Annotated in this window: 20 protein-coding genes and 2 pseudogenes; 10 read left to right on the forward strand and 12 right to left on the reverse strand. The window is 55.4% G+C overall.

The genetic code is table 11. The annotated features are described in order from the left end of the window. Positions 1-234 precede the first annotated feature (234 nt). The 5 genes from ARCT_RS0114820 to ARCT_RS26200 all read right to left on the reverse strand — a co-directional run bounded on the left by ARCT_RS0114820 (position 235) and on the right by ARCT_RS26200 (position 3,548). Positions 235-1,002, reverse strand: coding sequence for an SDR family oxidoreductase (locus ARCT_RS0114820; protein WP_036784856.1), 768 nt, complete (start codon positions 1,000-1,002; stop codon positions 235-237). A gap of 12 nt (positions 1,003-1,014) precedes the next feature. Next, complete coding sequence (locus ARCT_RS0114825; RefSeq protein ID WP_027240781.1) at positions 1,015-1,569, reverse strand: YceI family protein; 555 nt, start codon at positions 1,567-1,569, stop codon at positions 1,015-1,017. Then, complete coding sequence (locus ARCT_RS26190; RefSeq protein ID WP_051360778.1) at positions 1,559-2,185, reverse strand: cytochrome b; 627 nt, start codon at positions 2,183-2,185, stop codon at positions 1,559-1,561. The genes ARCT_RS0114825 and ARCT_RS26190 overlap by 11 nt, the downstream gene beginning before the upstream one ends. Positions 2,186-2,189: 4 nt before the next feature. After that, on the reverse strand, positions 2,190-2,858 hold the full coding sequence (locus ARCT_RS27150; RefSeq protein WP_051360779.1) for a YceI family protein: 669 nt from the start codon (positions 2,856-2,858) through the stop codon (positions 2,190-2,192). 39 nt (positions 2,859-2,897) lie between these two features. Beyond that, the gene (locus tag ARCT_RS26200) at positions 2,898-3,548 is read right to left on the reverse strand and encodes an FMN-dependent NADH-azoreductase (protein WP_027240448.1); all 651 of its coding nucleotides are present in this window, start codon (positions 3,546-3,548) and stop codon (positions 2,898-2,900) included. Positions 3,549-3,654: 106 nt separating this feature from the next. Between ARCT_RS26200 and ARCT_RS0114845 the strand changes: the two genes are divergently transcribed. Beyond that, a complete protein-coding gene (locus ARCT_RS0114845; protein WP_027240447.1) occupies positions 3,655-4,554 on the forward strand; it encodes a LysR family transcriptional regulator in 900 nt (299 codons plus the stop codon). Positions 4,555-4,832: 278 nt separating this feature from the next. On the opposite strand, the pseudogene ARCT_RS0114850 reads toward ARCT_RS0114845, so the two are convergent. Further along, positions 4,833-6,089, reverse strand: a pseudogene (locus ARCT_RS0114850) (IS3 family transposase). A 397-nt stretch (positions 6,090-6,486) separates the two neighbouring features. Here ARCT_RS0114850 and ARCT_RS0114865 point away from each other — a divergent pair. From ARCT_RS0114865 to ARCT_RS0114895, 7 genes are all read left to right on the forward strand, one after another. Then, complete coding sequence (locus tag ARCT_RS0114865) at positions 6,487-7,638, forward strand: tyrosine-type recombinase/integrase (protein ID WP_027240783.1); 1,152 nt, start codon at positions 6,487-6,489, stop codon at positions 7,636-7,638. 407 nt (positions 7,639-8,045) lie between these two features. After that, a complete protein-coding gene (locus tag ARCT_RS26210) occupies positions 8,046-9,137 on the forward strand; it encodes an IS630 family transposase (RefSeq protein ID WP_027238313.1) in 1,092 nt (363 codons plus the stop codon). Positions 9,138-9,199: 62 nt separating this feature from the next. After that, entirely contained in the window at positions 9,200-9,955 is a 756-nt protein-coding gene (locus ARCT_RS0114875; RefSeq protein WP_027240784.1) for a transglutaminase-like domain-containing protein, read from the forward strand. Continuing rightward, the gene (locus ARCT_RS0114880; RefSeq protein WP_027240785.1) at positions 9,945-10,862 is read left to right on the forward strand and encodes a cation diffusion facilitator family transporter; all 918 of its coding nucleotides are present in this window, start codon (positions 9,945-9,947) and stop codon (positions 10,860-10,862) included. Before ARCT_RS0114875 ends, ARCT_RS0114880 begins: the two co-directional genes overlap by 11 nt. 77 nt (positions 10,863-10,939) lie before the next feature. Further along, the gene (locus ARCT_RS26215; protein WP_027238313.1) at positions 10,940-12,031 is read left to right on the forward strand and encodes an IS630 family transposase; all 1,092 of its coding nucleotides are present in this window, start codon (positions 10,940-10,942) and stop codon (positions 12,029-12,031) included. 42 nt (positions 12,032-12,073) lie between these two features. Continuing rightward, on the forward strand, positions 12,074-12,907 hold the full coding sequence (locus tag ARCT_RS0114890) for a hypothetical protein (protein WP_027240786.1): 834 nt from the start codon (positions 12,074-12,076) through the stop codon (positions 12,905-12,907). Between the two features lie 615 nt (positions 12,908-13,522). Beyond that, positions 13,523-14,296 (forward strand): SDR family NAD(P)-dependent oxidoreductase, encoded by a 774-nt coding sequence (locus ARCT_RS0114895; protein WP_027240787.1) that lies wholly within the window; start codon positions 13,523-13,525, stop codon positions 14,294-14,296. Here the strand turns inward: ARCT_RS0114895 and ARCT_RS0114900 are convergent. After that, positions 14,269-17,052, reverse strand: a complete 2,784-nt coding sequence (locus ARCT_RS0114900) for an AMP-binding protein (RefSeq protein ID WP_084300967.1) — start codon at positions 17,050-17,052, stop codon at positions 14,269-14,271. The genes ARCT_RS0114895 and ARCT_RS0114900 overlap by 28 nt on opposite strands. A 407-nt stretch (positions 17,053-17,459) precedes the next feature. Beyond that, positions 17,460-18,179: a hypothetical protein gene (locus ARCT_RS0114905; RefSeq protein WP_161631325.1), complete on the reverse strand. Its 720-nt coding sequence runs from the start codon at positions 18,177-18,179 to the stop codon at positions 17,460-17,462. Positions 18,180-18,706: 527 nt separating this feature from the next. Here ARCT_RS0114905 and ARCT_RS28270 point away from each other — a divergent pair. Then, entirely contained in the window at positions 18,707-18,934 is a 228-nt protein-coding gene (locus ARCT_RS28270; RefSeq protein ID WP_036784961.1) for a hypothetical protein, read from the forward strand. A 681-nt stretch (positions 18,935-19,615) separates the two neighbouring features. On the opposite strand, the gene ARCT_RS28045 is transcribed toward ARCT_RS28270, so the two are convergent. Further along, entirely contained in the window at positions 19,616-20,176 is a 561-nt protein-coding gene (locus ARCT_RS28045) for a hypothetical protein (RefSeq protein ID WP_154665370.1), read from the reverse strand. 102 nt (positions 20,177-20,278) lie between these two features. Here ARCT_RS28045 and ARCT_RS0114925 point away from each other — a divergent pair, with 102 nt between their 5' ends. Continuing rightward, positions 20,279-21,025, forward strand: coding sequence for a DUF6502 family protein (locus tag ARCT_RS0114925; RefSeq protein ID WP_027240790.1), 747 nt, complete (start codon positions 20,279-20,281; stop codon positions 21,023-21,025). Between the two features lie 875 nt (positions 21,026-21,900). Here ARCT_RS0114925 and ARCT_RS27155 read toward each other — a convergent pair. From ARCT_RS27155 to ARCT_RS27160, 3 genes and pseudogenes are all read right to left on the reverse strand, one after another. Continuing rightward, complete coding sequence (locus tag ARCT_RS27155; protein ID WP_027240791.1) at positions 21,901-22,998, reverse strand: zinc-ribbon domain-containing protein; 1,098 nt, start codon at positions 22,996-22,998, stop codon at positions 21,901-21,903. A gap of 411 nt (positions 22,999-23,409) precedes the next feature. Continuing rightward, a pseudogene (locus ARCT_RS26230) lies at positions 23,410-24,342 on the reverse strand (transposase). A gap of 670 nt (positions 24,343-25,012) precedes the next feature. Next, complete coding sequence (locus ARCT_RS27160) at positions 25,013-25,831, reverse strand: XRE family transcriptional regulator (protein WP_161631326.1); 819 nt, start codon at positions 25,829-25,831, stop codon at positions 25,013-25,015. Positions 25,832-25,858 lie beyond the last annotated feature (27 nt).

Below are 25,858 nucleotides of genomic sequence, written 5' to 3' on the forward strand. Positions count from 1 at the left end.
CTGAATCCTGCAGCGCTCTGCTTTAGTTAAGCTAAGGCGGAGTGCCATGGTAGTGAATAGGAAAGGTGCATACATTTAGGTGGCAGAGGCGAAAGGCAGAAAAGTCCGCTCTGCCGAGCTTGACCTCCTGCCTCATTACCAATTTGGTGTGCTGGTGCGGAGAATGGCAGTTATGAGCCCACACCCACCAATGCTGCACAGCGCACGAATGTTCGCACTTCCGTAAGTCGTCTATCAATCCGCCGGAAGGCCAACCGCAAGGCGACCTGCATCAGTCTTTAGCGAAAAATCAGTCCCATCGTATTTCCGCGCCGCATCGGTGGTGAGCCAGGCGATTGCCTGCGCAACCCAGTCTGCCGGAATATGGCGCTCCCAATCGAGCTGGCTGACCGGGTTGATGCCGGATGCCTTGATGCTGCGCTGCATATCAGTGGCGACAGTTCCGGGCGATAAGCCAATCACATTTACGCCTTTCGGGCCGAGTTCTTTTTGTGCAGTGCCCGTCAAACTAAAGAGTGCTGCCTTGGTGGCGCAGTAGTGCGACCATCCTTCAAGCGTCGACGTTGCAGCTCCGGAAGAGATATTCACGACGAGACCTGACCTGCCGGAGATCATTCCCGGCAAGACGGCGCGTAGCATGTGGAAAGCACCTTTCACATTCACGTCCACAACTTTGCCCCATGCAAAAGGGTCGGCGTCTTCTATCCGTGCGATGGGGTCGATCAGTCCCGCGTTGTTCACGAGAATATCGACACCACCGAACGCCTCGGTTGCTCGTTCCACGGTGTTCGACGCTTGCCCCCAATCCGACACATCGCAGGTCAGTCCGAGGGCGTTTGCGCCAATGTCATCAGCAATGGTGGCAACAGTGTCGGTGGAGCGGGCGGCAAGCACCACATTCGCTCCAAGGCTTGCGAAATGACGGGCGGTTGCCTCGCCAATACCCCGGCTCGCGCCAGTGATGAGAGCGGTTCTGCCGCTAAGATTGATGGTCTGTGTCATTGGTATACTCCTTTAGTTTTCTTCGGGGCTGCGATGGACCGTTAGGGTGGCATTAACCGTGACGTNGGTGGAAACCACGTCCTGGCCTGCACCGATATCGTATGTGAGGCGTGGGATAACTCCGGACAGATCAGCCTGCGCGGTATCGCCTTGGACAATCAGCGTTCCCGATAAGGTCATCGGCGCGTCGATGTTCTTGAGAGTGAGGGTGCCAACCACGACGAGAGTGCCGTTCGTCGCAAGATCGAACTGGTCAGCGACAAAAACGGCCAACGGATGATCGTCGACAGAAAGCCACGCCTCATTTGCAACGGCAGTCGCACGTGGGTCGGCGATGGAAACGGTCGGCATATCAATCTCGACCCGCACTTGCCCTGTCTCAGGGCGCTCGGGATCGAAGAAAATATCTGCGACCCAGCTACCAAAGGCACCTTGCGCGGTCTGATCGGCTATCTCGACACTGTAGGTCAATTGGCTCGATGCGTGATCGACTGTCCAAGCATCCTGTCCATATGCCGCGCTTGCCAAGATGATGAAAAGGGCGATTGCGGAAGGTCTATTCTGCATGGATGTCACTCCTCTCGTCTTTTGACCGGCGAACAGGAAGCATCGCTTCCAGCACGCTGTCTCGGTTGATGACGTGGTGTTTCAGAGCTGCCGCCGTGTGAACCGAAGCAAGCCCGCAGAGAGCCCAGGCCCCTGCCCAATGCGCCGTGTGGAACAATGCGTCCCGCCCGGCGTCGGGGCCGATGGGGTGCGGGAAGGTAAAGAGACCAAAAACCTGCGTCGGTATCCCGAGCGGGGACGATGCGGCCAGCAACCACCCAGAGATCGGCAACCCGAACATGAGCATGTAGAGCCCCACATGCGCCGCTCGCGCGGCGAACCTTTCGGGCGTTTTCGTGTGCTCTGGCAGGTCGGGCTCTGGCAAAGCGACTCTGAATAGAAGGCGGATCAGGACGAGTCCAAAAAGCAGGACCCCGATAGACTTGTGAAGCTGGTAGGCCTCGAAGACTGGAATCCCCAAAACGGTGAGAGAAAAATCTCCCGCCTCCGCTGCCGCTTCTGCGACCCGCGACATGGCGAAACCACCCAAAATCATGGCAAGGAGGGCCGCCGTCATCGTCCAGTGTAGAAGGACGATGACGACTGGCCAGCGCGCCGGAATATCTGAGCGGCGCATTGGATCAGCTCTCATTCGGGCCTGTGAAGCCCTCTACCCGGCCCCAATTGCAAGGGACGTTCGTGTCGGGAGCGCCGTCACAGCGAACCAAATCAAAACGGGCGTCGAGATCGACCACGAAGCCGGTGGGCGAACCAAGAAAGGCAATGAAGTCCATCCCGTGGTCCAACCGCGCGATCTCGCCCGTGACATGGAAGCCGACGACTTCGACTTCATCGTAATTCGGGATGAAATCCGGGTAGGTCCGACGGTTGACCATTTGGAAGTCGAGTTCGACTGGGGCCGTCACGCCCAGTATTGTAAGGTCGCCGATCAGTTTGCCTGTGGTCGGCGTTAGCATCCGCGCCTCGGTAGAGGTGAAGTCGATGGTTGGGTGGTCTGTGACGTTCAGGTAATCGGCGTTGCGCACATGATTGTCGCGCCCGACATGGTTCGAGTTGATCGAAGCGGCGTCGATAGTGAAAGTGATCTCGCTGTTTGCGGGAACTTCTTCATCAATGAGAAACGTTCCGTCGAAAGTGTCAAACCGACCGACCGTATTGGCCATGTTCATATGGTCGATCTCCCAGCCGACATGGGCATGGCCAAGGTCGAGGGTCCACTCAACAGGTTCCGCGAACGCGGGCGTAGTCGCGAGAATTGTGGCAAAGGTAGCAATGGCTGATTTCAGCATGGATTAGTCTCCTGATTTGGATTGGGGATTAAGTGGAGTTCAGGCAGCGATTGAACCGGGCAATTTGGCATCAATGTCAGCCAATGCTGCTTGCAGGATGTCGTGGGCATCCGGCACGGTCGTAGCCTCAATGGTGAAAACCTCGACCGAAGTCAGACCGATAAAGTTCATCAGGCCGGTCAGGTAAGGACGCAGGTAATCGTAGCTCTCCAACGGCCCGCCTGGCGCATAACCGCCTGCGCCGTAGCTCAACGCGAGGTAGGTCGGACGATCAGCTAGAAGACCGCGAAACTGGCCGTCCTCATAAGCGAAGGTGTGTCCGATACGAACGATCTGGTCGATCCAGGCCTTCAGCGCGGACGGAACCGAGAAGTTGTAGAGGGGCGCGGATAGCACAACAATATCCGCGTCGCGGAGTTCAGCGATCAGTGTATCCGATTGCGCAGTCGCCTTTCGAAGATCGTCAGTCATCGCCTCTGGCGGAGTGTAGTAGCCTTTGATGGTCTGGTCGGCGATATGAGCGATTGGATCTGCGACTAGGTCGCGGTTCACAATCTCGGCGTTCGGGGTCACACTGGACAGTTGGTCAGTGATGTGATCCGCCAACGCTCTGCTGAATGAACCCTCGATGGCACTTTCGGACGGAGCGGTTGGTCGGGATGAACTGTCGATTTGAAGAATACGGTTCATGGCAATGCCTCCTGTTTGGATGGCTTCAACATGATACGCGCGCATCTTGCGGGAAACAGGCTTTCATGACATTCTGTCGTGCATCAAATGCAGGAATGAATTGGCTTTGGACCTAAACCTTCTCAAGACCTTTGCCGATGTCGCGCGGAGAGGTTCATTCGCGGCAGTCGCGCGAGATGAAGGGGTCGATCCGTCGTCTGTATCCCGACGTGTTGCAGCGCTCGAACAGGCGCTCAGTCTTACACTCTTTGAAAGAACCACGCGACGGCTCGCCCTTACAGAGGCGGGACGGCTCTACCTCGCACAAGTCGGATCAATTATTGAAGCTATAGAAGAAGCGGCGGACATCGCCCGCGATGCGGTGACAGAGCCGTCCGGTCTTCTCAGGATCACAACGTCAGTTGCTTTTGGGGAGCGCTGGCTCACTCCCCGTCTCGGCCCGTTTCGATCCGCCTACCCTCGGGTCGAGGTTGAACTTATCCTAACCGACGCTGAGATAGACATTGCAGCCGAAGGCATTGACCTCGCCCTGCGCCTCGGCCCGCAGGTTGAAGGGTCATTCATTGTCTCGAAACTGTTTGACGTTCACTATCACGCAGTCGCAGCACGAGCCTACCTGGATGTAGCTGGACCACCAGACAGTCCATCGGACCTGGCCACCAGGGATGGTATTTTCTTTGCTCTGCCACGTTTCGGTTCGGCTTGGCGCTTCAGAAAAACACCGACCGATACCTTGATTGAAGTACGACCAAATCCGACGCTCGCAATCTCCAGCGCCTTGGCGGTCCGGCGCGCAGCGCTCGAGGGACTTGGCGTTGCCCTACTGGCCGATTGGACAGTGGCGGAGGACTTAGAGACTGGTCGACTTATCGACCTTTTCCCCGACTACGAAGGGAGTGCGACAGGCTTCGACACGGCCGTTTGGACGGTATTTCCCAGTCGGGACTATGTTCCAGCTCGGTTGAGAGTCTTCCTAGATCATATCCGTGACCGAGGGAGCGCATGATCCCCCATCTCCTTTTGAATGCCAAGGGCTCCGCCCAGTGAATTCAAGCAGACACCTCTCCAGTTGATAAGCTGAACGGGAGCGGACATTCAGACAAGTACGCTGTAGGTCAGGTTTGTCCGCCTAGCAGACTGTGGCTTTAGTCCCGCTGTTTGTCTGCTCTTCGATCTTTCGATGCATACCGGTCAAAAGCGCGTTGCCCTCTCTGCATGACCCAAAGGACGCCATAGAGGTAACAAATGGACCTGTCACGCTTTTGTGCCGCCCCAAGTGCTCGTTTAGGCCACTTTCCGTTCGAAGGCGACCGGGCTTTTCCAGCCCAGTGCTGAATGGCGTCGGCGTGGATTGTAGAAGCCATTGATGTATTCGAAGATGGCCATCTCAGCCTGCCTGCGCGTTTCCCATGACCGCCGCCAGATCAGCTCAGCTTTGATGGTTTTGAAGAACGTCTCAACGGCGGCGTTGTCGTAGCAGTTGCCCTTCCCAGACATCGACACCTTGAACCCATGCTGTCGCAGGATCTTCTGATAGTCGTGTGAACAATATTGCGACCCACGATCCGTGTGATGAATGCAGTCCTTGGGCGGTTGCCGGAACGCGATGGCCATCTTCAACGCTCGGATCGCCAGATCACGTTTCATCCGATTGCTCACCGCCCAGCCGATCACACGCCTTGAATGAAGGTCCAGGAATGAGGAGGAACAGAAAACGGTCCGGGGGACCGTTTTCCCGACGAATGCCAGATAAAGCCAACCCTCGCGTGTCCAGACATAGCTGATGTCCATTGCCCGGCAGGGTATTTCCGTAGGAAATGTCCCGAGAGGGGCCGCCCATTTCTGGTTGGGCGCATCAGCGTTGAAGTCTCGATCCAGCAGGTTCGGCGCAATATTGAACTTGTGATCGCTATCGGTCGTCACCTTGTGTTTGCGGGTTCTGGCCACTGATATGCCGTTCTGACGCATCAGCCTGCCTACGCGGCGGTGCCCCACGTCCAAGCCGATCTCTTTCAGCTCTTCCGTCATTCGCGGCCTGCCATAGCTGCCCAAACTAAGACGGGATTGTTCTTTGATATGGGCCAACGTGATCAAATCAGACCGCTGTCTGCGGCTGGCTGGACGGCTGCGGAACGCACGCAAACCACGTGAACTGACGCCAACAACCTCGCACAACCGATTGGCTGGAAAGCTGGACCTATGTTCTTCGACAAACCTAAATCTCATTGCTTTAGGCCCGCGAAGAACTGGGTGGCCTTCATCGGGCAAATGATCCCCCGGATCATTTCCTGATCCTCTTCAGTTTAGGATATCCCACTCCTCCTTGAGAAGCCGGATCTCGCGTCGAAGCCGCTCATTCTCTTTGGCGAGATCTAAATCTTCTTTCGACACCACGTCAGTATCTCGATGCGCGGTGATCCATTTGTTCAGCGTCTACATGCCGACACCCAGATCGTCAGCCACCTGCTTGCGCGTAAGCCCACTTGTCAGCGCGATACGCACCGCATCAGCGCGGAATTCGTCCGTCCGTTTCAGTCCCATAGTTCGTCTCCTTTGTTGCAGGAAATGCTATCAAAGGAGCGGCATCAAACCGTGACAGGTCCACTGGGTTTCAACAAGCGTGGCCTTCTCGGCTCCAGTACTGGAGACGCAACGCGAACACCCCCGCCGGAGCGAGGTGTAAGTTATTGAATTTGTTCATTTATGATAATATTGGTTGCGGGAGTAGGATTTGAACCTACGACCTTCAGGTTATGAGCCTCACAGGCGTGATATTGCTATAGTTTACTGAACATATTTCTTTGTATATTTATCAATATATTACACCCATACAAACTAAACCACTCACACCCGTATATTGTTCAAATTTGCTCGTCAGTGTAGCACTGGTGTAGCACCAATAGTATTTCGTAGCACCAAGACATTTCAGGGGAACAGCGTGGCCAGCCATCGTTTGAACTTTACCAAAGCCGCACTCTTAAAGGCCGCAGCCGCCAGGAAGGGCGCGCGGGACTATTACTATGATGAACGTGAAGCGGGGCTAATGATGGCCGTAACCGCTGCGGGATCAAAGAGCTTTTACCTCTACAAACGAATTGAGGGCCGCCCGGAACGCCTGCTCTTGGGCAAGTTCCCCGACATGACCGTAGAGCAAGCCCGCAAAGCTGCCGCCAAGGCCAAAGGCGGCATCGCCGCCGGAGCGAACCCGCAAAAAGACAAGAAGGCCATTCGAGACGAGATGACGTTTGGCGCACTCTTCGGCGAATACATGGACAAATACTCCAAGGTTCACAAAAAATCGTGGAAATACGATGAGCGCGAAGTGAACAAGTATCTGTCGCACTGGTTCCGCCGTAAAATCTCCAGCATTGACCGGGCCGAGGTCGAACGGCTGCATGCCAAGACCGGCAAGGAAAACGGCATCTATCAGGCCAATCGCCTGCTTGAACGCATTCGTTCCATTTTCAACAAAGGGATCGAATGGGGTTGGAAGGGCGTAAACCCGGCAACCGGGATCAAGAAATTCCGCGAACAGAGCCGCGACAGGTTCCTGCAACCGGACGAGCTGCCCCGCTTTTTTGAAGCCCTGGCGAATGAACCAAATGAGGCCGCGCGGGATTTCTTTATGATCTCCCTGCTGACCGGGGCGCGCAAATCAAACACCCTGGCGATGATGTGGAAAGATATCAGTTTTGAAGCCGCAACCTGGCGCATTGAGGAAACCAAAAACGCTGACCCGCTGACAGTCCACCTGCCCCAGCAAGCCGTTGAATTGCTAATTGAGCGCAAGCTGAAATCAGACAGCCCCTATGTATTTGCTGGCTCCGGCAAGAGCGGCCACCTGGCCGACCCCAAGAAAGCCTGGACGCGCATTTTGGCAGAGGCAGGCATTGAAAACCTGCGCATACACGACCTGCGCCGCACCCTTGGCAGCTATCAGGCAGCGACGGGGGCCAATGGCTATATCATCGGAAAATCGCTGGGCCACCGTTCGCAGCAATCGACCGCAATCTATGCCAGGCTAAACCTGGACCCGGTCCGTGAAAGCGTAGACAAGGCAACTGAGCTGATGTTCTCGAAGACGCGGTAGCATATCCCCCAATGGCAGTTCTGCGCAGGAAGCTGACTTTGCAAAGTCATGGTGGCACACCAGAGCGTCAGGCGCGACTGGCCCAAAGCTACCGCTCAATCGAGTTGTAAGAAACCGCAGTTAACGCCGCAAATGCGGACATTTGAATGAAGCGCCAACCAATTCAATCTCGGCACTTCGCAGGCGGCTTTGATCTGTGGCAACGTTTACAACCCGGGTTTGGAGAGCGCTTGGCGACAGCGCGGCCTGGTGCGGGACGCTGCGGGAGGTGTGTTGGGTGACCACACGTCAGCAGAGAGTTCTCAGCTGACGCCTCAGATTTAAGTGGAACCCTCGCTGCCTACCTGCTAGTCTTCCACGCCTGACGCAAGATTCCCAAGTATGCTCAGTTGTGGCATGGTCGGCGGATGAGACGCTCCGACATCTGCCTTTACCTTGGCCCCGCCGACCGCACCGAGCTGCAAGCCCTGATCGCCAACCGCAACACGCCGCGCAAGCTCGTCTGGCGGGCCGAGATCGTGCTGGCCACGGCCGATGGGAGTGGCACCACCGAGATCATGCGGCAGACGGGCATGTCGAAGCCGACGGTCTGGCGCTGGCAGGAGCGGTATCTCGATGAGGGCGTGGCGGGGCTCAAGCGGGACAAGACGCGGCCCTCTCGGGTGCCGCCGTTGCCTCGGGAGGTCCGGCTGAAGGTGATCGCGAAGACCGTGCAGGAGGCCCCGCCCAATGCCACGCACTGGAGCCGCGCGTCGATGGCAGAGGCGGTGGGAATTTCGGCTTCGAGCGTGGGGCGCATCTGGGCCGATGCCGGGCTGAAGCCGCATATCGTGAAGGGCTTCAAGGTCTCGAACGACCCGATGTTCGAGGAGAAGGTCACCGAGATCGTCGGCCTCTACCTCGACCCGCCGGACCGCGCGGTCGTGCTCTGCGTCGACGAGAAGTCCCAGATCCAGGCGCTCGACCGGACCCAGCCGGGGCTGCCGCTCAAGAAGGGACGCGCTGCCACGATGACCCACGACTACAAGCGCCACGGCACCACCACGCTCTTCGCCGCGCTGGACGTGAAGTCGGGCCTGGTCATCGGAGAATGCATGCCGCGCCACCGCGCCAGGGAGTTCCTGAGTTTCCTCCGCCGTATCGACCGGGCGGTGAAGAAGCCCCGCGACATCCATCTCGTGCTCGACAACTACGCCACCCACAAGACGCCCGAGGTGCAGGCCTGGCTGGAGAAGCATCCCCGCTTCAAGCTGCATTTCACGCCCACAAGCGCGTCCTGGATGAACCTCGTCGAGCGCTTCTTCGCCGAGATCACCGCCAAGCGCATCCGCCGCGGCAGCTACTCCAGCGTCGACGACCTCGAGGACGCAATCTACGATTACCTGCTGCAGCACAACGCCAAGCCGAAGCCCTTCGTCTGGAGCAAGACCGCCGAAGACATCCTCGCCCGGGAGCGGCGCGCACTCGACGCGCTCGACCTTATCAGAGGAAATCGGTAGCAAATGTCAGACTCGGAACACTAGTCTGTTCCAAGACGATTCGAGGAGCGACTCCGTTGCAGATAACCAACCCCCTACTTGCACCCACCAAACTACTGGATTTTGATGCCGCGCCTCTTGCGCATCTAATAGAGAGCCGCAGCTGGCGCGACTTATCCGAATACGATCGGATCGGAGCTGCCTATGATTTCGTTCGAAATGAAATCTCGTTCGGATACAATCGAGCTGACGACATCCCCGCATCCGAGGTACTTTCCGACGGCTACGGGCAGTGCAATACGAAAGGCACGCTCTTAATGGCGCTGCTGCGTGGTGTTGGCGTTCGTTGCCGGTTGCATGGGTTTACGATCCACAAAGGCTTGCAGCGCGGTGTTGTCCCAGAGTTGGTGTATCCGCTTGCTCCAGAGGAAATTCTCCATTCGTGGGTAGAGATCGAATTTCAAGGGGCCTGGATCAACCTTGAAGGCTTCATCCTGGATGACGCTTTCTTCGAAGTCCTGCAAAGATCGTTCTCGGACACGGACAGTCTCTGCGGTTATGGCGCGGGCACAGATTGCCTTGGCGCACCTCCCGTCGCCTGGAACGGAGAAGATACCTACATTCAGAAAACCGGCATCGTGCAAGATTTCGGCGTGTACGATACGCCCGACGCCTTCTATTTGTCCCATGAGCAATCCTTTGGAAGGCTGCGTGGTGCCCTTTACCGTCATATAATACGCCACTGGATGAATGCGCGCGTACGTGGTTTCCGCAGCGGCCGCCTGAAGACTGACCGACGCGCGACACACGCGCATGAGGAGCCTGCCAATGCCGCATGATCACGGGCACGCGAATATCGATCCGAATTCTGGGGATCGACGGGTTGCGATCGCGATCTGGGCGAATGGGCTACTTACTGTTGCGCAAATCGTCGGGGGCATATTGTCGGGCAGTCTAGCACTTATCGCCGATGCGCTGCACAACTTTTCCGATATGGCCTCGCTTGTCATTGCCTTCGCCGCGCGCAAGATCGCGCGCCGCCCGGCCGATGAGCGCATGACTTTCGGCTATGGCCGGGTCGAAATCGTCGCTGCCCTGATCAACTACACCACCCTGATCGTGATCGGCTTCTACCTGATCTACGAAGGTGGCATGCGCATGATTGATCCACCCGAAGTCATGGGGTGGACCGTCGTCATTCTCGGTGGAATTGCGCTTGTGGTCGACACGCTGACCGCAATGCTGACCTATTCGATGCAGAAGGGGAGCGTGAACATCCGCGCGCTGTTTCTCCACAACCTTTCGGACGCGTTGGCTTCAGTGGCCGTCATAGTCGGCGGGACGCTCATTATACTTTATGATATGCGTTGGGTGGATCCGGCCATCACCATCGGCATCGCGCTCTACATCCTGTATCTGTCCTTCACCGAAATAGGGGGCCCAATTCGAACCCTGATGCTTGGGAGCCCACCAGATATTGATGGAAATGACGTGGTCAGAGCGATCCAGAGTGTCGATGGCGTTGTGAACGTGCATCATGTCCACCTGTGGCAAATGCAGGAGAACACTGCGGCATTGGACTGCCATATTGTTGTCGAACGCGACCGGATGGGTGAGGCCGACAAAATTAAAGAAAACGTCAAATCGGTGCTGCATGAACGTTTCTCAATCGAGCATTCCACGCTTGAATTCGAAGCGACCGACAATGCGCATCAGGAGGCGCAGGTGTTCGGACACCGCTCATGACGATTGCCCAAGGCATACTAGTCTTCCACGCCTGACGCAAGATTCCCAAGTATGCTCAGTTGTGGCATGGTCGGCGGATGAGACGCTCCGACATCTGCCTTTACCTTGGCCCCGCCGACCGCACCGAGCTGCAAGCCCTGATCGCCAACCGCAACACGCCGCGCAAGCTCGTCTGGCGGGCCGAGATCGTGCTGGCCACGGCCGATGGGAGTGGCACCACCGAGATCATGCGGCAGACGGGCATGTCGAAGCCGACGGTCTGGCGCTGGCAGGAGCGGTATCTCGATGAGGGCGTGGCGGGGCTCAAGCGGGACAAGACGCGGCCCTCTCGGGTGCCGCCGTTGCCTCGGGAGGTCCGGCTGAAGGTGATCGCGAAGACCGTGCAGGAGGCCCCGCCCAATGCCACGCACTGGAGCCGCGCGTCGATGGCAGAGGCGGTGGGAATTTCGGCTTCGAGCGTGGGGCGCATCTGGGCCGATGCCGGGCTGAAGCCGCATATCGTGAAGGGCTTCAAGGTCTCGAACGACCCGATGTTCGAGGAGAAGGTCACCGAGATCGTCGGCCTCTACCTCGACCCGCCGGACCGCGCGGTCGTGCTCTGCGTCGACGAGAAGTCCCAGATCCAGGCGCTCGACCGGACCCAGCCGGGGCTGCCGCTCAAGAAGGGACGCGCTGCCACGATGACCCACGACTACAAGCGCCACGGCACCACCACGCTCTTCGCCGCGCTGGACGTGAAGTCGGGCCTGGTCATCGGAGAATGCATGCCGCGCCACCGCGCCAGGGAGTTCCTGAGTTTCCTCCGCCGTATCGACCGGGCGGTGAAGAAGCCCCGCGACATCCATCTCGTGCTCGACAACTACGCCACCCACAAGACGCCCGAGGTGCAGGCCTGGCTGGAGAAGCATCCCCGCTTCAAGCTGCATTTCACGCCCACAAGCGCGTCCTGGATGAACCTCGTCGAGCGCTTCTTCGCCGAGATCACCGCCAAGCGCATCCGCCGCGGCAGCTACTCCAGCGTCGACGACCTCGAGGACGCAATCTACGATTACCTGCTGCAGCACAACGCCAAGCCGAAGCCCTTCGTCTGGAGCAAGACCGCCGAAGACATCCTCGCCCGGGAGCGGCGCGCACTCGACGCGCTCGACCTTATCAGAGGAAATCGGTAGCAAATGTCAGACTCGGAACACTAGCCAATTGCATTGAAGGCAATGAAACACTTGGGGAAGGCGATGCCGTTCAATCCTTGGCTTACTTTTGTGCTGATTGTAATGCAAACCACTTTGCACTTAGGTGCCACCCCAGCGTCAGTACAATATTCTTTTGAAAAGGTCAGCCAGTTGCTGCGAGTTATGTCTAACATTTCTGTTCGAGGAAAAATGATCACAAGATTGCATATTTGGAATATATGCAAAATCGGCGCAATTCACGACAAGCTGTTATTCAAAAGTAACAGGAGGGCGAAGGTAAAGCTTCAATTTCTGCTCTCCCTTTTTTTCATTATCTTTTCAGGGGAAACAATAAGCGCTGGCGCTCAAAATACGCCCCTAGGGCGATGCACAATTGCGAGGCAAGGTTCCGAATTAATTCAATCAGGCTGCGATCAACAGCGCCTATCCTTGCAAGAAATCTATGACGGAAGGTTTTTGTTGGAGATCCTAACGGGTCACAAACCTTTCACGCTACTAGGGAGTCCTATTCCGGACAGAGAACCTACTGAATATATTCTCCGCAGAATGTCATTGCTAAATAAGAGCTGCAAAAATGACGAAAGTTGCCCAAATGAAGTCAAAAACATTGAGGCCGTATTGGAGACTGGCTGCGAGAATCCTATCACCACAGTGGAACTACATGCATTTGACGAAATTTCCGGAGATTACTACAAGAGTATTAAATTCGGCCAAGGCGTTTTGTGCAAATCAAATAAAATCAATTGGATGATCTTCGACAGTTTGTTCTCCCCCCTACATCGAAAAACAGTCTTGCCGGAAGAGCAAATTGAATCGAAAAGTGATCAACTACAATTCTACATATTTGGAAATTAAACAATGCCTGAAATAAGTTACGGAATTAACGGATTTCCTACCTTCTCATTTACATCAGACGATTTTCATGCTGCATATGACCCCGACGGCTTTTCGCTCGGAAGGCTAGCGTTTGACGCAGTTCAGAATTTCTCCAGCTCTTTGCATGTGCGGCAACGAGAGCGAACCTCCCTTCGCATCGGTCACTTTGGGCTGAGTGCTGCCACCCGTCACCTAGGTAGATCCGCGCGACCCTCGTGGGCTGCCAGCAACGGCAGCTCTGCGCAGAGAGCGCCATTTGCAAACTCTGTGATTAGACAAGACCTGCCACAGCTTTTTGCTGCGGTGCCACCAGCAGGAGCTGACGTTCGCCGCAAGTGCAGCCTACAATCAGGGTTGAACGGTAGAGACGCGTACAAAGCCGCCATTCACCGGCTCGCGTCGGATGGCGGCTTTCTCAACTTAGCACGATAGAAGGCAATTATGCCTAAAAAACCACTTCACCGAATTCATGCCTCAGTAGCTATCGGTTGGCCTTCTTGACAGCTTGCGCGGTTAGCAACGATTACCAGTGCATCCACCAGTGTTTTCGGCTAGCAGATTGGCATTCCCGATCAATATCAAGGACATTTCGGCATGACATCAGGCAACAAGACGGCGATTGTGACAGGTGGTTTGTCAGGCATGGGGCTTGCCATTGCACGCAGGCTGGCAAAAGACGGTACAACCGTTTTTGTTGGAACGCGGAGTGCTGGCGATGAGGCTAAAGCGCGCGCAGTTCTTGGGGCGGATGCCGATCATATTTTTGCGAAGGCCCTCGACGTGCGATCACGCGAGACCGTTGATGCCTTTGTCGCCGATGTAGTCGCGGCGCGTGGCGGCGTTGATATTCTTGTGAATGCGGCGGGTGTCTATGACGAGGCTGCAATAATCGATCATCCAGAGCAGATTTGGGAGGATCAGATTGACGTGAACCTCAGTGGTACGTTTCGGATGATACGTGCTGTGATGCCGCATATGACACACGCCGGATGGGGTCGGATCATCAACCTCGCCTCTGTTGCTGCTCACAATGGTATGGCCAACAATGCCGCCTATTGTGCATCTAAAGCGGGGCTTTTGGGCTTGGGTCGCTGTGTCAGCCTTGAGGGGGCCGCGCATGGTGTAACATGCGTCTCGATCAGCCCGACTTGGGTCGAAACCGAGATGCTGCGCAAGTTTATTGATGCCGACATGAAGGCCACGGGGCAGACGCTGGAACAGGTCCGTGCGGACTATGCCAAGTCGAATCCGCAGAACCAACTTGTGCAGCCAACAGAGATCGCCGAGCTGGCTGCATTTTTGGCCAGTGATGCGGCCCGCGCGTTGACGATGGGTGATTATCAGGTCAACGCCGGATCACTTTGGTAGTCACGCGCGCGACGTTTCAGCAGGGTATCACCATCGCTGATACTGTCGAATGGTTGCGTGCTGATGCGTGCCCAAGCAAGCCGCGCAGCGTTATTTTCAAAGGTTGAATCGGCGCGCAAAGTGTCCGGGAAATCAGCGATGACTTTGGCTATCCCTGCCTCAAGCGTTACAGCACCCAGCCACGCCGACGCAGGCAGTGCTGCTTTGGCAACCGGCGCGATACGTGCATCCGCCATCAGGTTGTAGATCGGCGCTGCGGGCGCTGTGATAGGGCCAAGTAAAAATGCAGCTGCAACTGTCACATCGGTCATCGGAAACTCAAGCGATTGTGGCATATGGCCAGCCATCAATGATGCTTTGAGAATGATTTCATAGATATCGCGCGGGTTCGGTGCATTCAGATCATAAAGCGACGGGAGACGCACAATCGCTGCAGGAACACCAGAAGCCGCAATCGCACCTTCTGCCGCGATCTTTGCTGCGCCGTAGCCGGTACATCCATCCCAGACAGTTGCGGGCGCTTCGGGCCAGGGGCCGCCACGGTCAGGAAAGACCGCACTCGATGAGGTGAACCGCAAATCGGCCCCAGCATCGGTACAGAACGTTAGGACCGTCTCCATGCCACGCGCAGACCAATCCAGCATGTCTTCGCGTCCGATCGCGAGGTTCACCATAGCCGCGCAGTGAACGACTTTAGTAACCGAAGCAGCCAAAGCGGTGTAGCTGTCCTGATGCAATGCGAAATGAGGTGCGTCCAAGGTTCCGTGCACAATAACGTAGCGGTCGGATGCGACCCCATGTGCCAGCGCGACGTCATCCAAGCGATCACGCGCGCCACGGTTTTTGTCCCTGACAAGGCAATAGACAACCTCGCCTGCGGGCAAATCACGGGCGGCTTTGGCCAGAACATGCCCACCCAGAAATCCCGTGGACCCCGTCAGCAAGATGCCCGGACGATCAAGGTTCTCGGTCGGCGCAGGCGCATCGGCCTCATGCGTCATCAATTGGTCAAGGCGGTGCAGCGGGACGTTCATTGCCAGATCAAAGTCGATCGGAAGGCCGTAGACCTTTTCAAGTTCCAGCATCAAGGTCACGCACATCAATGAATCGCCGCCCTGATCATGAAAGCTAAGCGCGGGATCAATGTCAGACGGCGCACAGGACATTGCTAGGGCTGCCGCGGCAATGACAGCATCCTCGATCACCTCTGCATCAATCATGGTTTCCTCTACCGCTGGAAGGGCCCGCATGTTTGCTTTTCCCGACACCGGATGCAGCGGCAAGGCGTCCATCTGAACTAGGAAAGTCGGCACACAATAGGCTGGCAACACAGCCCGCAGGTCGGCGGCAAGCGCTGTGGGGATTTTGTTGGTTCCTGCAACAAGCCCCCAGTGTTCATTGTTGCGTTTGGCCTGTGCAGCGTCCGCCGCAAAATAGAAAACTAGGCTTTGACCGCGCGCGCCGACTTCGGCCACCCAAGGTGCCGCACTGGAAAAAGCCAGCCTTTCGCGCATAGTGTCAGACAGCTCTTTGGTCTGGATCGAAAAGCCCCGCAGCTTGAGCATATGGGCAATGCGCCCTTCGATATGCAGCGCGCCCGTGTCGTCCACCCACGCCTGATCGCCGGTGTCGTACAGCCGCACCTCGCACCCCTCAATGGTCAGTTCGCGGAATCGCAGGCGGGTTTCCTCGGGGCGATTGACGTAGCCAGGGCCCAGCATCCGGGGCCCTTCAAAATGCAACTGCCCAGACGTGCCGGGCGGGCAAGGCAAATCCGTCTCATCCAGAATGACCGCGCGAAGATGCTCCATCGGGATACCAACCGAGGCAGGCGCATCGCCCGCTGGCTCTGTCAGGTGCGACATACAGACATCGTGGGTCTCGCAAATGCTATAAAGGTTCCACAGGGCCACGTCGGGCAGTTTGGCCAAGGACGCGATGATCAGATCATCGCTGACAACTTCTCCATTGAGCACAACGCGACGCAGCGGCAGTGCAGCCGCCTTGTCAGCGCCCAATGCATTTAGGAACGTGTCATAGAAGGAGGGTGTAAACAGCATCTCGTCAATGTTGTTTGCGATCAGAAAATCAGCGAGCTTTCCCGGTGCGAACAATGTGCTGGCATCGGGAAACCACAAGCCCGCCCCTTTGCGCAGTGGGCGAAACATTTCCCAGATCGCAAACACGTAGATGCCCACGCGCATATCGGGGCCATAGGGCGTATATGCGTCACGCCATTCATATGACAGATATGCCGCGTCCTGAGACACTGGAATACACTTTGGTCGCCCTGTTGTGCCAGATGTCGCGACCAAATAAATTGGATCGATCGGTGCAACCGCCGCCGCATGCAGTGGCGCATAATGCGCGGGGGCATCGCCAAGCAGGTCATTGGCATCAACCGTTTCGCAATCACCCGGCAACTGGCCTGATGCGGGTCTTTCGCAGGTGACAATCAGGCTGACCTGCAATTCAGACACGATGTTATGCAACACCATTTGTGGCATCGCGGGATCAAGGTGCACAAACGCACGGCCATGAACAACGCAAGCAACAGCGCTTGCGGCCATAGCAACACCAGGTGAGCCAAATATTCCGACGACCTGGGGGTCTTTCAGACGACGACCAAGTGTCGAAACAAACTGGCCGAGCCGTTTGTAAGTAACTGTACCATCGCCATTGGACATGGCGGGCAAATCCGAGAACTCTGAAATAGCGCAGACGAGATCGGCTGCAACTGTTTGGTGCGATGTCATGAAATTGGTCCCTGCTTCTGGCTCCACGTTTACCAGCATGAGAGCGAAGAAACAGTCCAACTTTTTACCTGACGACGGATATGCGCTCAGCTGCCCGCGCAACCGTGGCATTGCGCCAAAACAGGCATACGCGAGGTTAACTGAAGTACAAGGAGCGAGACCGTGAGCGCGCAGAGCCGACATTCGCCCAACTTGCAGCATTGGTCGATTAGGGCTCAAAGCTGCCTTGCGGCTGTGCAGCAGCTGGCGCGCGGCATTTTCGCTCCTGGTGCCCGCCGCTGCATGGCACCAGCCAGCCCAATCCCGACCTTCATGCAAGGCGCAGCGATGACCGTGCTGCAGGCGCGAAGGCACCCGATAGTTTCCCGAAAGCTGCCATTGGTATTGGTTGTGGTGAATGTATTCGACTACTTCCACCACGTATCGTAAGCTACCGCCCCGGCTTGCACAATCCCGACAACCATCAGAACTGCCGTCAGCCAGAAGATACGGTTTTGCGTATTTCTATTGTCAGCATGACGCTGTTCTTCGAGCTCGAAGCTGGTGACCGTGTTCAGCACTTGCGGTCTGAGCTTGTAACCATGGTGCTGCGTCGTTTCGAGATCTTGCGCCTCCTTCATCGAATCCAGAAGGAGCGTGTAGTAGGTCATCAGTTCTTCTTTATCAGACCGATGAACCCAGCGAACCGTATAGAAGTGGGTCAGCAAGCTGGTCGGATGTGTCTGGAAGGCTCGATCCTTGACCGTTTCTGAAAGAATGTAGCGCAGCACCTTCATTCGATCATGACGAGTCAGCTTGCGCTTGTTGAAGCGCGATTGCAGATATCGGTCGAATGTCACCCGTATCCAGGGCCAGCAGCTCCATCGGTAAAGAAAGAACTTCGGAAGGCCGATTGTGTAAAAGGTCCAGCCTCGATAGTAGTGCTGGACCCATGGCTGGAACTCTGCCAGTTCGCTAATGTCGAGGGATCGTTCCTCAGTGAAATTCTGACCGTCGAGCGACCACTTCCCTCTCACCTGATCATCCACGAGGTCGACGACGAGGAGCCTTGCCTCGCCCGCGCTGTCGAGCATGTAGACCAGATAGGTGTCGTTCTTCAGAGCCTCGTCACCCGCGAGCGGTATCATCCCTTTAATTGGTTTCGCTAATGCCGCCTGAATGACATGCCGTAAGGCTAACTGCCGAATCCTCGCTGGTATACCCATCCCGCCTCCGATCAATGTCCTTGAAGAAGAAATAAGTCATATTTCGTCTCACGTCTCCCTATTCCGTTCGGATATCTTGAGGGCCACGGTGCATGGAGCTTCGACCATGGTCCACATCCCTTCCATTCGATGATGCTTGGTGCCTGGATGTGCGGCGAAGGTCTGCTCCTTCCATTGCTCGTGCAGCATTGGACCGCTGCAAGTCTGGCAGATCCCGAAGACTTTGCAAATGTCACTATCTGCGCTTCGCTGCCCCTGGAGCTGATCGCAGCATCAGCCAGGGCCGCCACCGCCTGCTGAACGGCGGCTTTCGGGAAAGCTCTCGCGCTCGCAGCAGCGCTTTCGCTGCACCCTGCATGAATGTCGTGATTGGGCTGGTAGCGGGCGCTAGCGCCAATCGAGTTTGCGATGCTATCTGTATCAGCAACACCCAGCAAGGAATCCCAGCCATGCCCAAAGTGAAACCCGTCCGGGAGCGCGCCGCTCGCGCACTGTGTAAGTTAGAAGGCCTTGAACCAAACATAACAATGGAGGGGGCGCCCATGTGGTGCTCGTTCCTACCGGAAGTCGATGCCGTTCTGAGGGCAGCACTCAAACCCGAATGCTGGGAGGCCTTGAAAGATACCTCGGATGAGCTGGAAGCCGAGCACCTTCAAAAGCCTTTAAACACCCTTTAAAGACCTCCGCCGCCCGACGATTTAAACGGTTTGGGCGGCGGATTTTTGGAGTTTGAAACGGGAAGTGTCCCAAACCTCCCTCGCCGCCTCAAACCAGCCGCGCGGCTATGGGCTGGTCAAAGGCACGATTTGGGGTTAGAAAACAGGGAATTCGTCAAATTGGTGTTAGGAGACACTTGTTATTGCAGTAACCGGAAGAACCCGGATGTTCCCGGAAGAAGCCGGATAGAGCTATGTAAAAAAAGGCTTTCAGCGCTGTTTAACCTGGGTTTTAAGGCGAATAGGTTTTGTCTTTCAAACCCGCCCCAAATGGCCCATACAGGGCATCAAGGCGATTATCGGACACTTCGCCTTTCAAACTCCTCTCCCCCACTACAGCCCTTATAAAACAAGCGCTTGAGGTCGCCTCGAGTCCGATAATGGCGCTTATGTTCAATTCCGAACCAGGAAGTAGCGCCGACTGAGGCGGCCCAGTTCCTAGAATGGGATTATGCTTTTCATGACAAAGAGTTGAGCAAAATCGGTATGCCGCAGCCGCACTTCGAACTAGGAACAGATTTTGGAACGGATCTCAGGCTTGCCTTCACTTGCTGCGGCGCGGAGAATGGCAGCTGTGAGCCCAAAGTCGCGGATGCTGCACTTTGAACGAATGGCGGCTTTCCTTTTGAGTGATCAGGTTGACTATCGCTGCCGTGTAGCCACGCCACGCAGCATTTCCTCAACAACCGGTGCTGTTGCCTGTGCGATTTTCAAAGTAGCGCGTTCCAATCTTGAGGGGTTGCGGATTTGCCCGCCCCAGAAACCGCGTTGGCCTCCGTTGGGTGATACGGCCCGTGCAGTCGCCATCACTCCGCCTGACCCTGTATGCACGAGAGCAATGTCAGCCGATCCCGTCGCTGGATACATGCGTACCAAAAGCAAGTAGTTATATCGTTGTTCGCGGGCGGTTTGGACTAAGCTGTTCCTGTTGGAGTACCGGTAGTTGGCATCTCCGGCAACTAAAGGTGCAAAGCTACCAAGGCTCTCTGCGCGGCTTGCCAAGTCCGTCCAAAGTTCTGCTTCCTCTGCACCGGCGGCCTGCGTTCTGCCGTAGACAACTCGCGCCAGGGCAAAGCGAGCGGGCAACTCAAAGTGATCAGGGGTTGACGAAGTCACGGGAACTGGCCGCGCGTCGCCAACAAAACTTGGGGAGGAACAACCGCCCAGAAACACAAGAAAACAAGCGATTACAAACAGTTTCATGGGTTTTCTCCGTTTCATCATGTTTTGATTAAGTGTAAGATGTGTAAATTGCACATTTCATTTATTGATTGCAGTGTCAAGGGAAATGTGCAAATCACACATATGCATTGGCTAGACCCCATTTTGAGACCCCTTGCGCGACTGGCAGTCCGGAAAGGATGGTTGTTTCCGGTCGTGGAGCGCCGTTTGCGTCACGCATATGTTGAGGCCGCACAGGCCATTGATGGCGATGGAACAACAGACAGCAAGATCAGCATAAAAACGGGATTGCAGCGACGCGACATTGCGCGATTGCGTGGTGAACGCGATCCCAACGAGACCAAGCGCCAACCCTTGGCCGAAATCATTGCGCTTTGGTGGGATGACCCGACCTTTGATGCTGAAGGGATTCCCATTCAAGGCGATGGCGCAAGCTTCACGAGCCTCGCGCGTAGCATCAGAAAGGATGTCCATCCCCGCACATTTCTGGACATTCTCATCGAGATAGGGGCCGTGAGCGAAATCGACGAGCAAGTCAGCCTCAACGTGCGGAGTTATCGCCCGCCATCTGGTTCAGATGAGCAATTGGCTTACCTGGCAGACAATGTGGGGGATCATCTGGCAGCGGCGGTTTCGAACGTGGTTGATGGAGGACGGAATTACGACATGGGCGTCCACTACAAGGGCTTATCGGCAAGCGCAATTTCGCAACTGGACCGGCATTTTCGAACTCGAATGAGGCAAACACTGGAAGAACTAGATACTATGGCCCGAGGCTTTCCTGCCACCGAGGACGGGCTCCACAGATTCCGCGCCGGTGGGTTTTTTTTCGACGATGTAAGCAGTGAGGCCAATCCAAATGATCCGTAAAGTATTAGCGCTCTTTCTTCTGATTGCACTCGCCTCCTGTTCAATGTCTGATGAGATTCCTGCGATTGATTGTCCTCGCGAAGGAGGCATAGGCGGAACAGGCGACTGTCCTATCCAACCTGAAGTCACATGATGACTACGGAAGAAACCGGCCATTGGGGCAAGCGCAGCGAATTCACACTTTGTCCGCACACCAAACCTTAGTCGCTCCCTACCAGGCTGAGGCATTCACCACGCACTGCCGAACCGATAGTGGCACTTATGTTCACTTTCGAACTAGGAACTAGCGCCGACTGAGGCGGCCCAGTTCCTAGAATGGGATTATGCTTTTCATGACAAAGAGTTGAGCAAAATCGGCATGCCGCAGCCGCGCTTCGAACTAGGAACAGATTTTGGAACCGACCTCAGGCTTGCCTTCGCATGCTGCGGCACGGAGAATGGCGGCAATGCGCAGAGAAGCTGACTTTGCAAAGTCAGCTTTTCGACCTGGGAACGCTGCCTGCGACCGCTGTGATGCCACGTGAGAAGCGACTATTGATCAGAGGTGCGTCGGAATTTTGGGGTTGGAGGGCAGCAGTGCCAACGAAGCGCCCATTCGCTCCAGTTGCGCCAACGGCTGCTTTGCACTGGACACCGTGAGAACAATGTTGTGTTTGGTGGAGGAACCGGCAACGCTCAGTGCGGATTAAAGCGCAGGTTTGAATATTGTAAGAACTTTTTCGGTTCGGAAATCGAATGAATAGATACATTTCAGATCATCACAAATGGCATTTATATTCTTCCCAAAGCGGTTTCAATTGGTAAAAATATCAAATCACGCCTTTGATAAATTCATTTTTTGAGTATGATTGATATGCGAAGACTTGAAAATTGGTTCATGCAAATAGTGCAACGATCTTTTCAAAGATAGGCCGCAACTGGGCGATTACTGCCATACCGCTAGTGCTCGTTGCCCATGTGAACAGTGCTGTCCCAAGCGCTCCAGCGATTGCGCTAGAAACAATTCCTCCAATCGCAGCGATTCCACTGCGAAAATGACCAAGTCGGCTTGTTCCATTCTGCAGTGCACTTTCAAAGTAATTTTTGGAGGCTCTTAACGCCTCCACAACTTCGTTTTCGACTGACGGATCGCTCATCACATCGATTGCTGAGTCTGCTATTTTTAAGAGATCTTCTGAGGTTACGCTTGGTAACAACTCCGGAAGCATTGCCTCAGATTGCTCTTTGCTTACTAGCAACGGCCGAATTTCTTCGTGCATGCTGACTAGTAATTTGCAGGCCGCAATGAAGCCGCCATCAAGCCCATCTGTGACATAGTTATCATTTATACTGCCTTGTATGAAAGACATGGGTCCATCTAGCATAAGAAACACAGGAAGTTCGTGTTCGAGCGCGATCAGATAATTCGAAAGGCGTCTGTGGAAGTCATCTGGTACTTGCTTTTGTCTACATTCAACTAGGATTTGTTGAACGTGATCTTTTAGTATTCGAAACCTCAACTCAAGCTCGCCAGGCGCGCCCTTCTCTGGCGTTCCTTTGTCGCGCAGTCCCAATCGGTGATCTTGGTCAGTTAATTCGACAGGAGATGCTCCGACAATCTGCTCAATTGTAGAAATCTTGTCAGTTGGAAAGTTGGGGAAAGCTTCAATAATTACGGATCGGTCAAAGTGACTATAGAAAGCCTGAGGAATTTCGGATTTATAATTCTCAATCTCTTGACGCTCAGCTTCTATCCGTTCGGCCTCTCGGCGCTTAGCCTCTATCCGTTCGGCTTCTTCACGCTCAGCCTTTGCTTTTTTGAGGTTCTGATCACTTTCTTCATGAGTCTGTTCCACAACATGATCTATCCCGTCATGCCTTTGAAACCACTGCTGCCCACAATTGGAACATTGAACCAGGCGACGTTGCGATGGTTCTATCGTGTCTTCAGGAACTTCATACTGCACTGCGCAGTTCGGACAGATTAATCGCATTCTGTAGTCACTTCCTGTTGAAAGTCAGACACTGCTACCTATTGAGTATGTGTAGAAATGCCTACAGATGGCAAATAAGAAACACAAGTTCTGGTTGGAAATTTGTTATCTTACCAGGCTTTTACGGCCCTTTCCTTGGGCCAATGGAGGCTTTCGATACAGCTCAGGCGTTTATTCAGCTTGCAGAATAGATCCAGATGGGTGGCCCTTGGGCTTTCGCTACTCTCGCACAATTCGGCCATTTTGAAGGTCAGTTTCGTCTTGTGCCTTCGCCCCTGCGCAGCAAGAACCCACTCCTTGCCATATCCATATGACTTGAACGTCTCCTTTGGGCTTATTCCGTTGAAAAACTCGCCCCAGTAGCCGCGTTGAATAGCTCACGAGATTGAGCGCGCGTTGCCTCGCCTCTCTTCAGCAGGCGATTTTTGGTGGCGGCAGGAGCTTTGCGAGCTTTCGGAGGTTCTGGGCGGTTGCTGCGAGGTGGAATTCGTCGCGCGCGCCGAGAGGGCCCCGCAATCGAAGACGGTTCAGCCCTAGGATCCGCTTCAGATGGGCGAACAGCATCTCAACCTTCTTCCTCAGTTTGCAGGAGATCGCGTATTCCGTGGTCTAAGCGATCGCACGGGCCCGATTACGGGATGGCTCGTAGATCGACCGGAGTACCTTGCGTGCAGGCGCCTTCGGGCAGCAGCGTGCTTTCAGTTCGCAGACATCGCAGTCGGCCTTGCTGGCCCGGTAGCGCAGCATCCCATGCTCATCCGGTTTCTGCTCTCTGGCCGTCGTGAAGGCCCGACGGTTCTGTTTCAACTCCTTGCCCCCCGGACAGGTGTAAGTGTCCTGCTCGGCATCATAGGTGAAGTCGGTGCGTTCGAATGTTCCATCCCGGCGCGCCGACTTGTCAAACACCGGGATATGAGGCACGATCCCGCGCTGGCCGCTTGCCAGTCCCTCCGCGATGCAGCTGGCAACCACCGTTTCGAACAGATGGCGCAGCAGATCGCTGTCACGGAAACGGCCGTGCCGGTTCTTCGAATGATCCGGCACGGGATCGGTCAGGTCGAGACGGCAGAACCAGCGGTAAGCGAGATTGAGGTGGACCTCCTCGCAAAGTCGACGTTCCGAACGGATACCCATGATGTAGCCGATCAGCAGCATCCGGATCGTCAGTTCAGGATCAACCGACGGTCGCCCAGTGGAGCTATAGAACGGTGCCAGGTGCTGCCGGATGCCACCCAGATCCACAAACCGATCCACCGCCCGGAGCATGTGGTCCGCCGGGACATGCGCCTCAACCGAGAACTCGTAGAACAGAGCGCTCTGCGCTTCCTGCCGGGTTCCCATCATCGCCGTTCACCTCCACCTGTCTCAAGTGAACTGAATCAGCGCTCAGGGCTTCAGGCAAGCAGAGTTTTCAACAAAATAGGCTGGGACCAGTCAGTGAGATGCAAAAGGCTACCGCCAACAAAGCCCGCATAGAAGACCATAGATATTCCCTCCTCACATGAGGGGGATTTTCTTCATGTTTTCAATGACCCTCGTGCATCGCATTTAAGTACACAGCTATACTCATAGCGATGCGGTCACCTCATATTCAAGTGGCCAAAGCGATCATTTCCCGGCTCCGAACCGAATGACTTACGACTAAATCGCTATTTACCTTCTCGTCGCAATCCATGGAGAAAGGCCTGTAGCGACGGCCATCGTCCGCGCAAATATAGGCATCACCGGCAATAGAAACATTGTAGCCAAACGAGCGCAATAGCCTGCCCAACGGTGCCGGAGACAGCGACATGAGGCTACGGGCGCCCAAGCCACCGGACAGATGACAAAGCCCTGCCACGACTATGCGCGTGGCCTGTAACCTGTCCTCGTTTGTTCCCTGGTTGTTATCAGATACAAAGCGGGTGCACTCCCAAACCGTTTAACGAAAAAAATCCATGCAACTGTACATAGCTACTTGCGGGAGAGGTTCTTGCTTTCATAAGCAAAAGCCTCTCCGAAGTCTTCCAGTTCCTCACCACTTGTGCCCTGACCATACGACCTCGCCGACGATGTTTTCTGCAATGGCGTTCATAGCTTCAGCTGTGCAGTGTTCGGTTGGAAATTTTGACTGGTCTGGATTGTCGCTGCGGATGATTATGGCGTGACCGGGAACCACCTCAAGCCGCTTGATGCGGGTGCCGTTGGCGGGGTCGTTGTAGACATAGATGTGGCCGCTTTGAATTTCGCGTTTGTTGCGGTCGATCATCACCAGATCACCGTCATAGATGCTGGGTTCCATGCTGGCCCCACGTGCTGTGATCAGGGCGCTGGAGCCTGGGTAGATGCCATTTTGTGCCAGCCACCTTTTTGAGAAGGCCAGATGGTCGATCGGTGGGCCATCGAGATTGATATACCCGCCACCCGCCGCCGCCTGCACATCGTGGCGGGCCACGGTGGCAAAGGGCTGACCATCCAGTTCGAATTCATGGTCCGCGTCCAGCGCGTCGGGGTTCTTTATATAATAGTCGGCGGTGATCTCATCCGCATGTTTGGCCACCGCGATTGCGTGGCCATATTGCTCCTGCACCTTCTTGACCACGGCAGGAACTCTAATACCGGTCAAAATGTAGGCAATGTCGGCGCCGGCTTCCCGAGCTGCTATCAGGTATTCCCCAGAAGGTGAGCGTTTGTTGTTTTCATAGTTGAATTGAGCATTTTTTTTAACACCAACAAGCTGCCCCCAAGCATCTTGCGTCAAGCCGAGCCGCTCACGTTCTTCACGTAGCCGAGTACCTAATTTATCCATTTGAATTACTTTCCTGTTGACGGTATTCATTTGAATACCTAACATCACCCTATACAGGATATTATCCGATTG

This window comes from Pseudophaeobacter arcticus DSM 23566 (assembly GCF_000473205.1).
Classification (GTDB): Bacteria; Pseudomonadota; Alphaproteobacteria; order Rhodobacterales; family Rhodobacteraceae; genus Pseudophaeobacter; species Pseudophaeobacter arcticus.

What these genes read in the sequence shown, in the direction of transcription:
- ARCT_RS0114820 (WP_036784856.1), bottom strand. Translation starts at nt 1,002, where the DNA reads ATGACACAGACCATCAATCTTAGCGGCAGAACCGCTCTCATCACTGGC.
- ARCT_RS26190 (WP_051360778.1), bottom strand. Translation starts at nt 2,185, where the DNA reads ATGCGCCGCTCAGATATTCCGGCGCGCTGGCCAGTCGTCATCGTCCTT.
- ARCT_RS27150 (WP_051360779.1), bottom strand. Translation starts at nt 2,858, where the DNA reads ATGCTGAAATCAGCCATTGCTACCTTTGCCACAATTCTCGCGACTACG.
- ARCT_RS26200 (WP_027240448.1), bottom strand. Translation starts at nt 3,548, where the DNA reads ATGAACCGTATTCTTCAAATCGACAGTTCATCCCGACCAACCGCTCCG.
- ARCT_RS26210 (WP_027238313.1), top strand. Translation starts at nt 8,046, where the DNA reads ATGAGACGCTCCGACATCTGCCTTTACCTTGGCCCCGCCGACCGCACC.
- ARCT_RS0114880 (WP_027240785.1), top strand. Translation starts at nt 9,945, where the DNA reads ATGCCGCATGATCACGGGCACGCGAATATCGATCCGAATTCTGGGGAT.
- ARCT_RS26215 (WP_027238313.1), top strand. Translation starts at nt 10,940, where the DNA reads ATGAGACGCTCCGACATCTGCCTTTACCTTGGCCCCGCCGACCGCACC.
- ARCT_RS0114890 (WP_027240786.1), top strand. Translation starts at nt 12,074, where the DNA reads ATGAAACACTTGGGGAAGGCGATGCCGTTCAATCCTTGGCTTACTTTT.
- ARCT_RS0114895 (WP_027240787.1), top strand. Translation starts at nt 13,523, where the DNA reads ATGACATCAGGCAACAAGACGGCGATTGTGACAGGTGGTTTGTCAGGC.
- ARCT_RS0114900 (WP_084300967.1), bottom strand. Translation starts at nt 17,052, where the DNA reads ATGACATCGCACCAAACAGTTGCAGCCGATCTCGTCTGCGCTATTTCA.
- ARCT_RS0114905 (WP_161631325.1), bottom strand. Translation starts at nt 18,179, where the DNA reads ATGATACCGCTCGCGGGTGACGAGGCTCTGAAGAACGACACCTATCTG.
- ARCT_RS28270 (WP_036784961.1), top strand. Translation starts at nt 18,707, where the DNA reads ATGCCCAAAGTGAAACCCGTCCGGGAGCGCGCCGCTCGCGCACTGTGT.
- ARCT_RS28045 (WP_154665370.1), bottom strand. Translation starts at nt 20,176, where the DNA reads ATGAAACTGTTTGTAATCGCTTGTTTTCTTGTGTTTCTGGGCGGTTGT.
- ARCT_RS0114925 (WP_027240790.1), top strand. Translation starts at nt 20,279, where the DNA reads ATGCATTGGCTAGACCCCATTTTGAGACCCCTTGCGCGACTGGCAGTC.
- ARCT_RS27155 (WP_027240791.1), bottom strand. Translation starts at nt 22,998, where the DNA reads ATGCGATTAATCTGTCCGAACTGCGCAGTGCAGTATGAAGTTCCTGAA.
- ARCT_RS27160 (WP_161631326.1), bottom strand. Translation starts at nt 25,831, where the DNA reads ATGTTAGGTATTCAAATGAATACCGTCAACAGGAAAGTAATTCAAATG.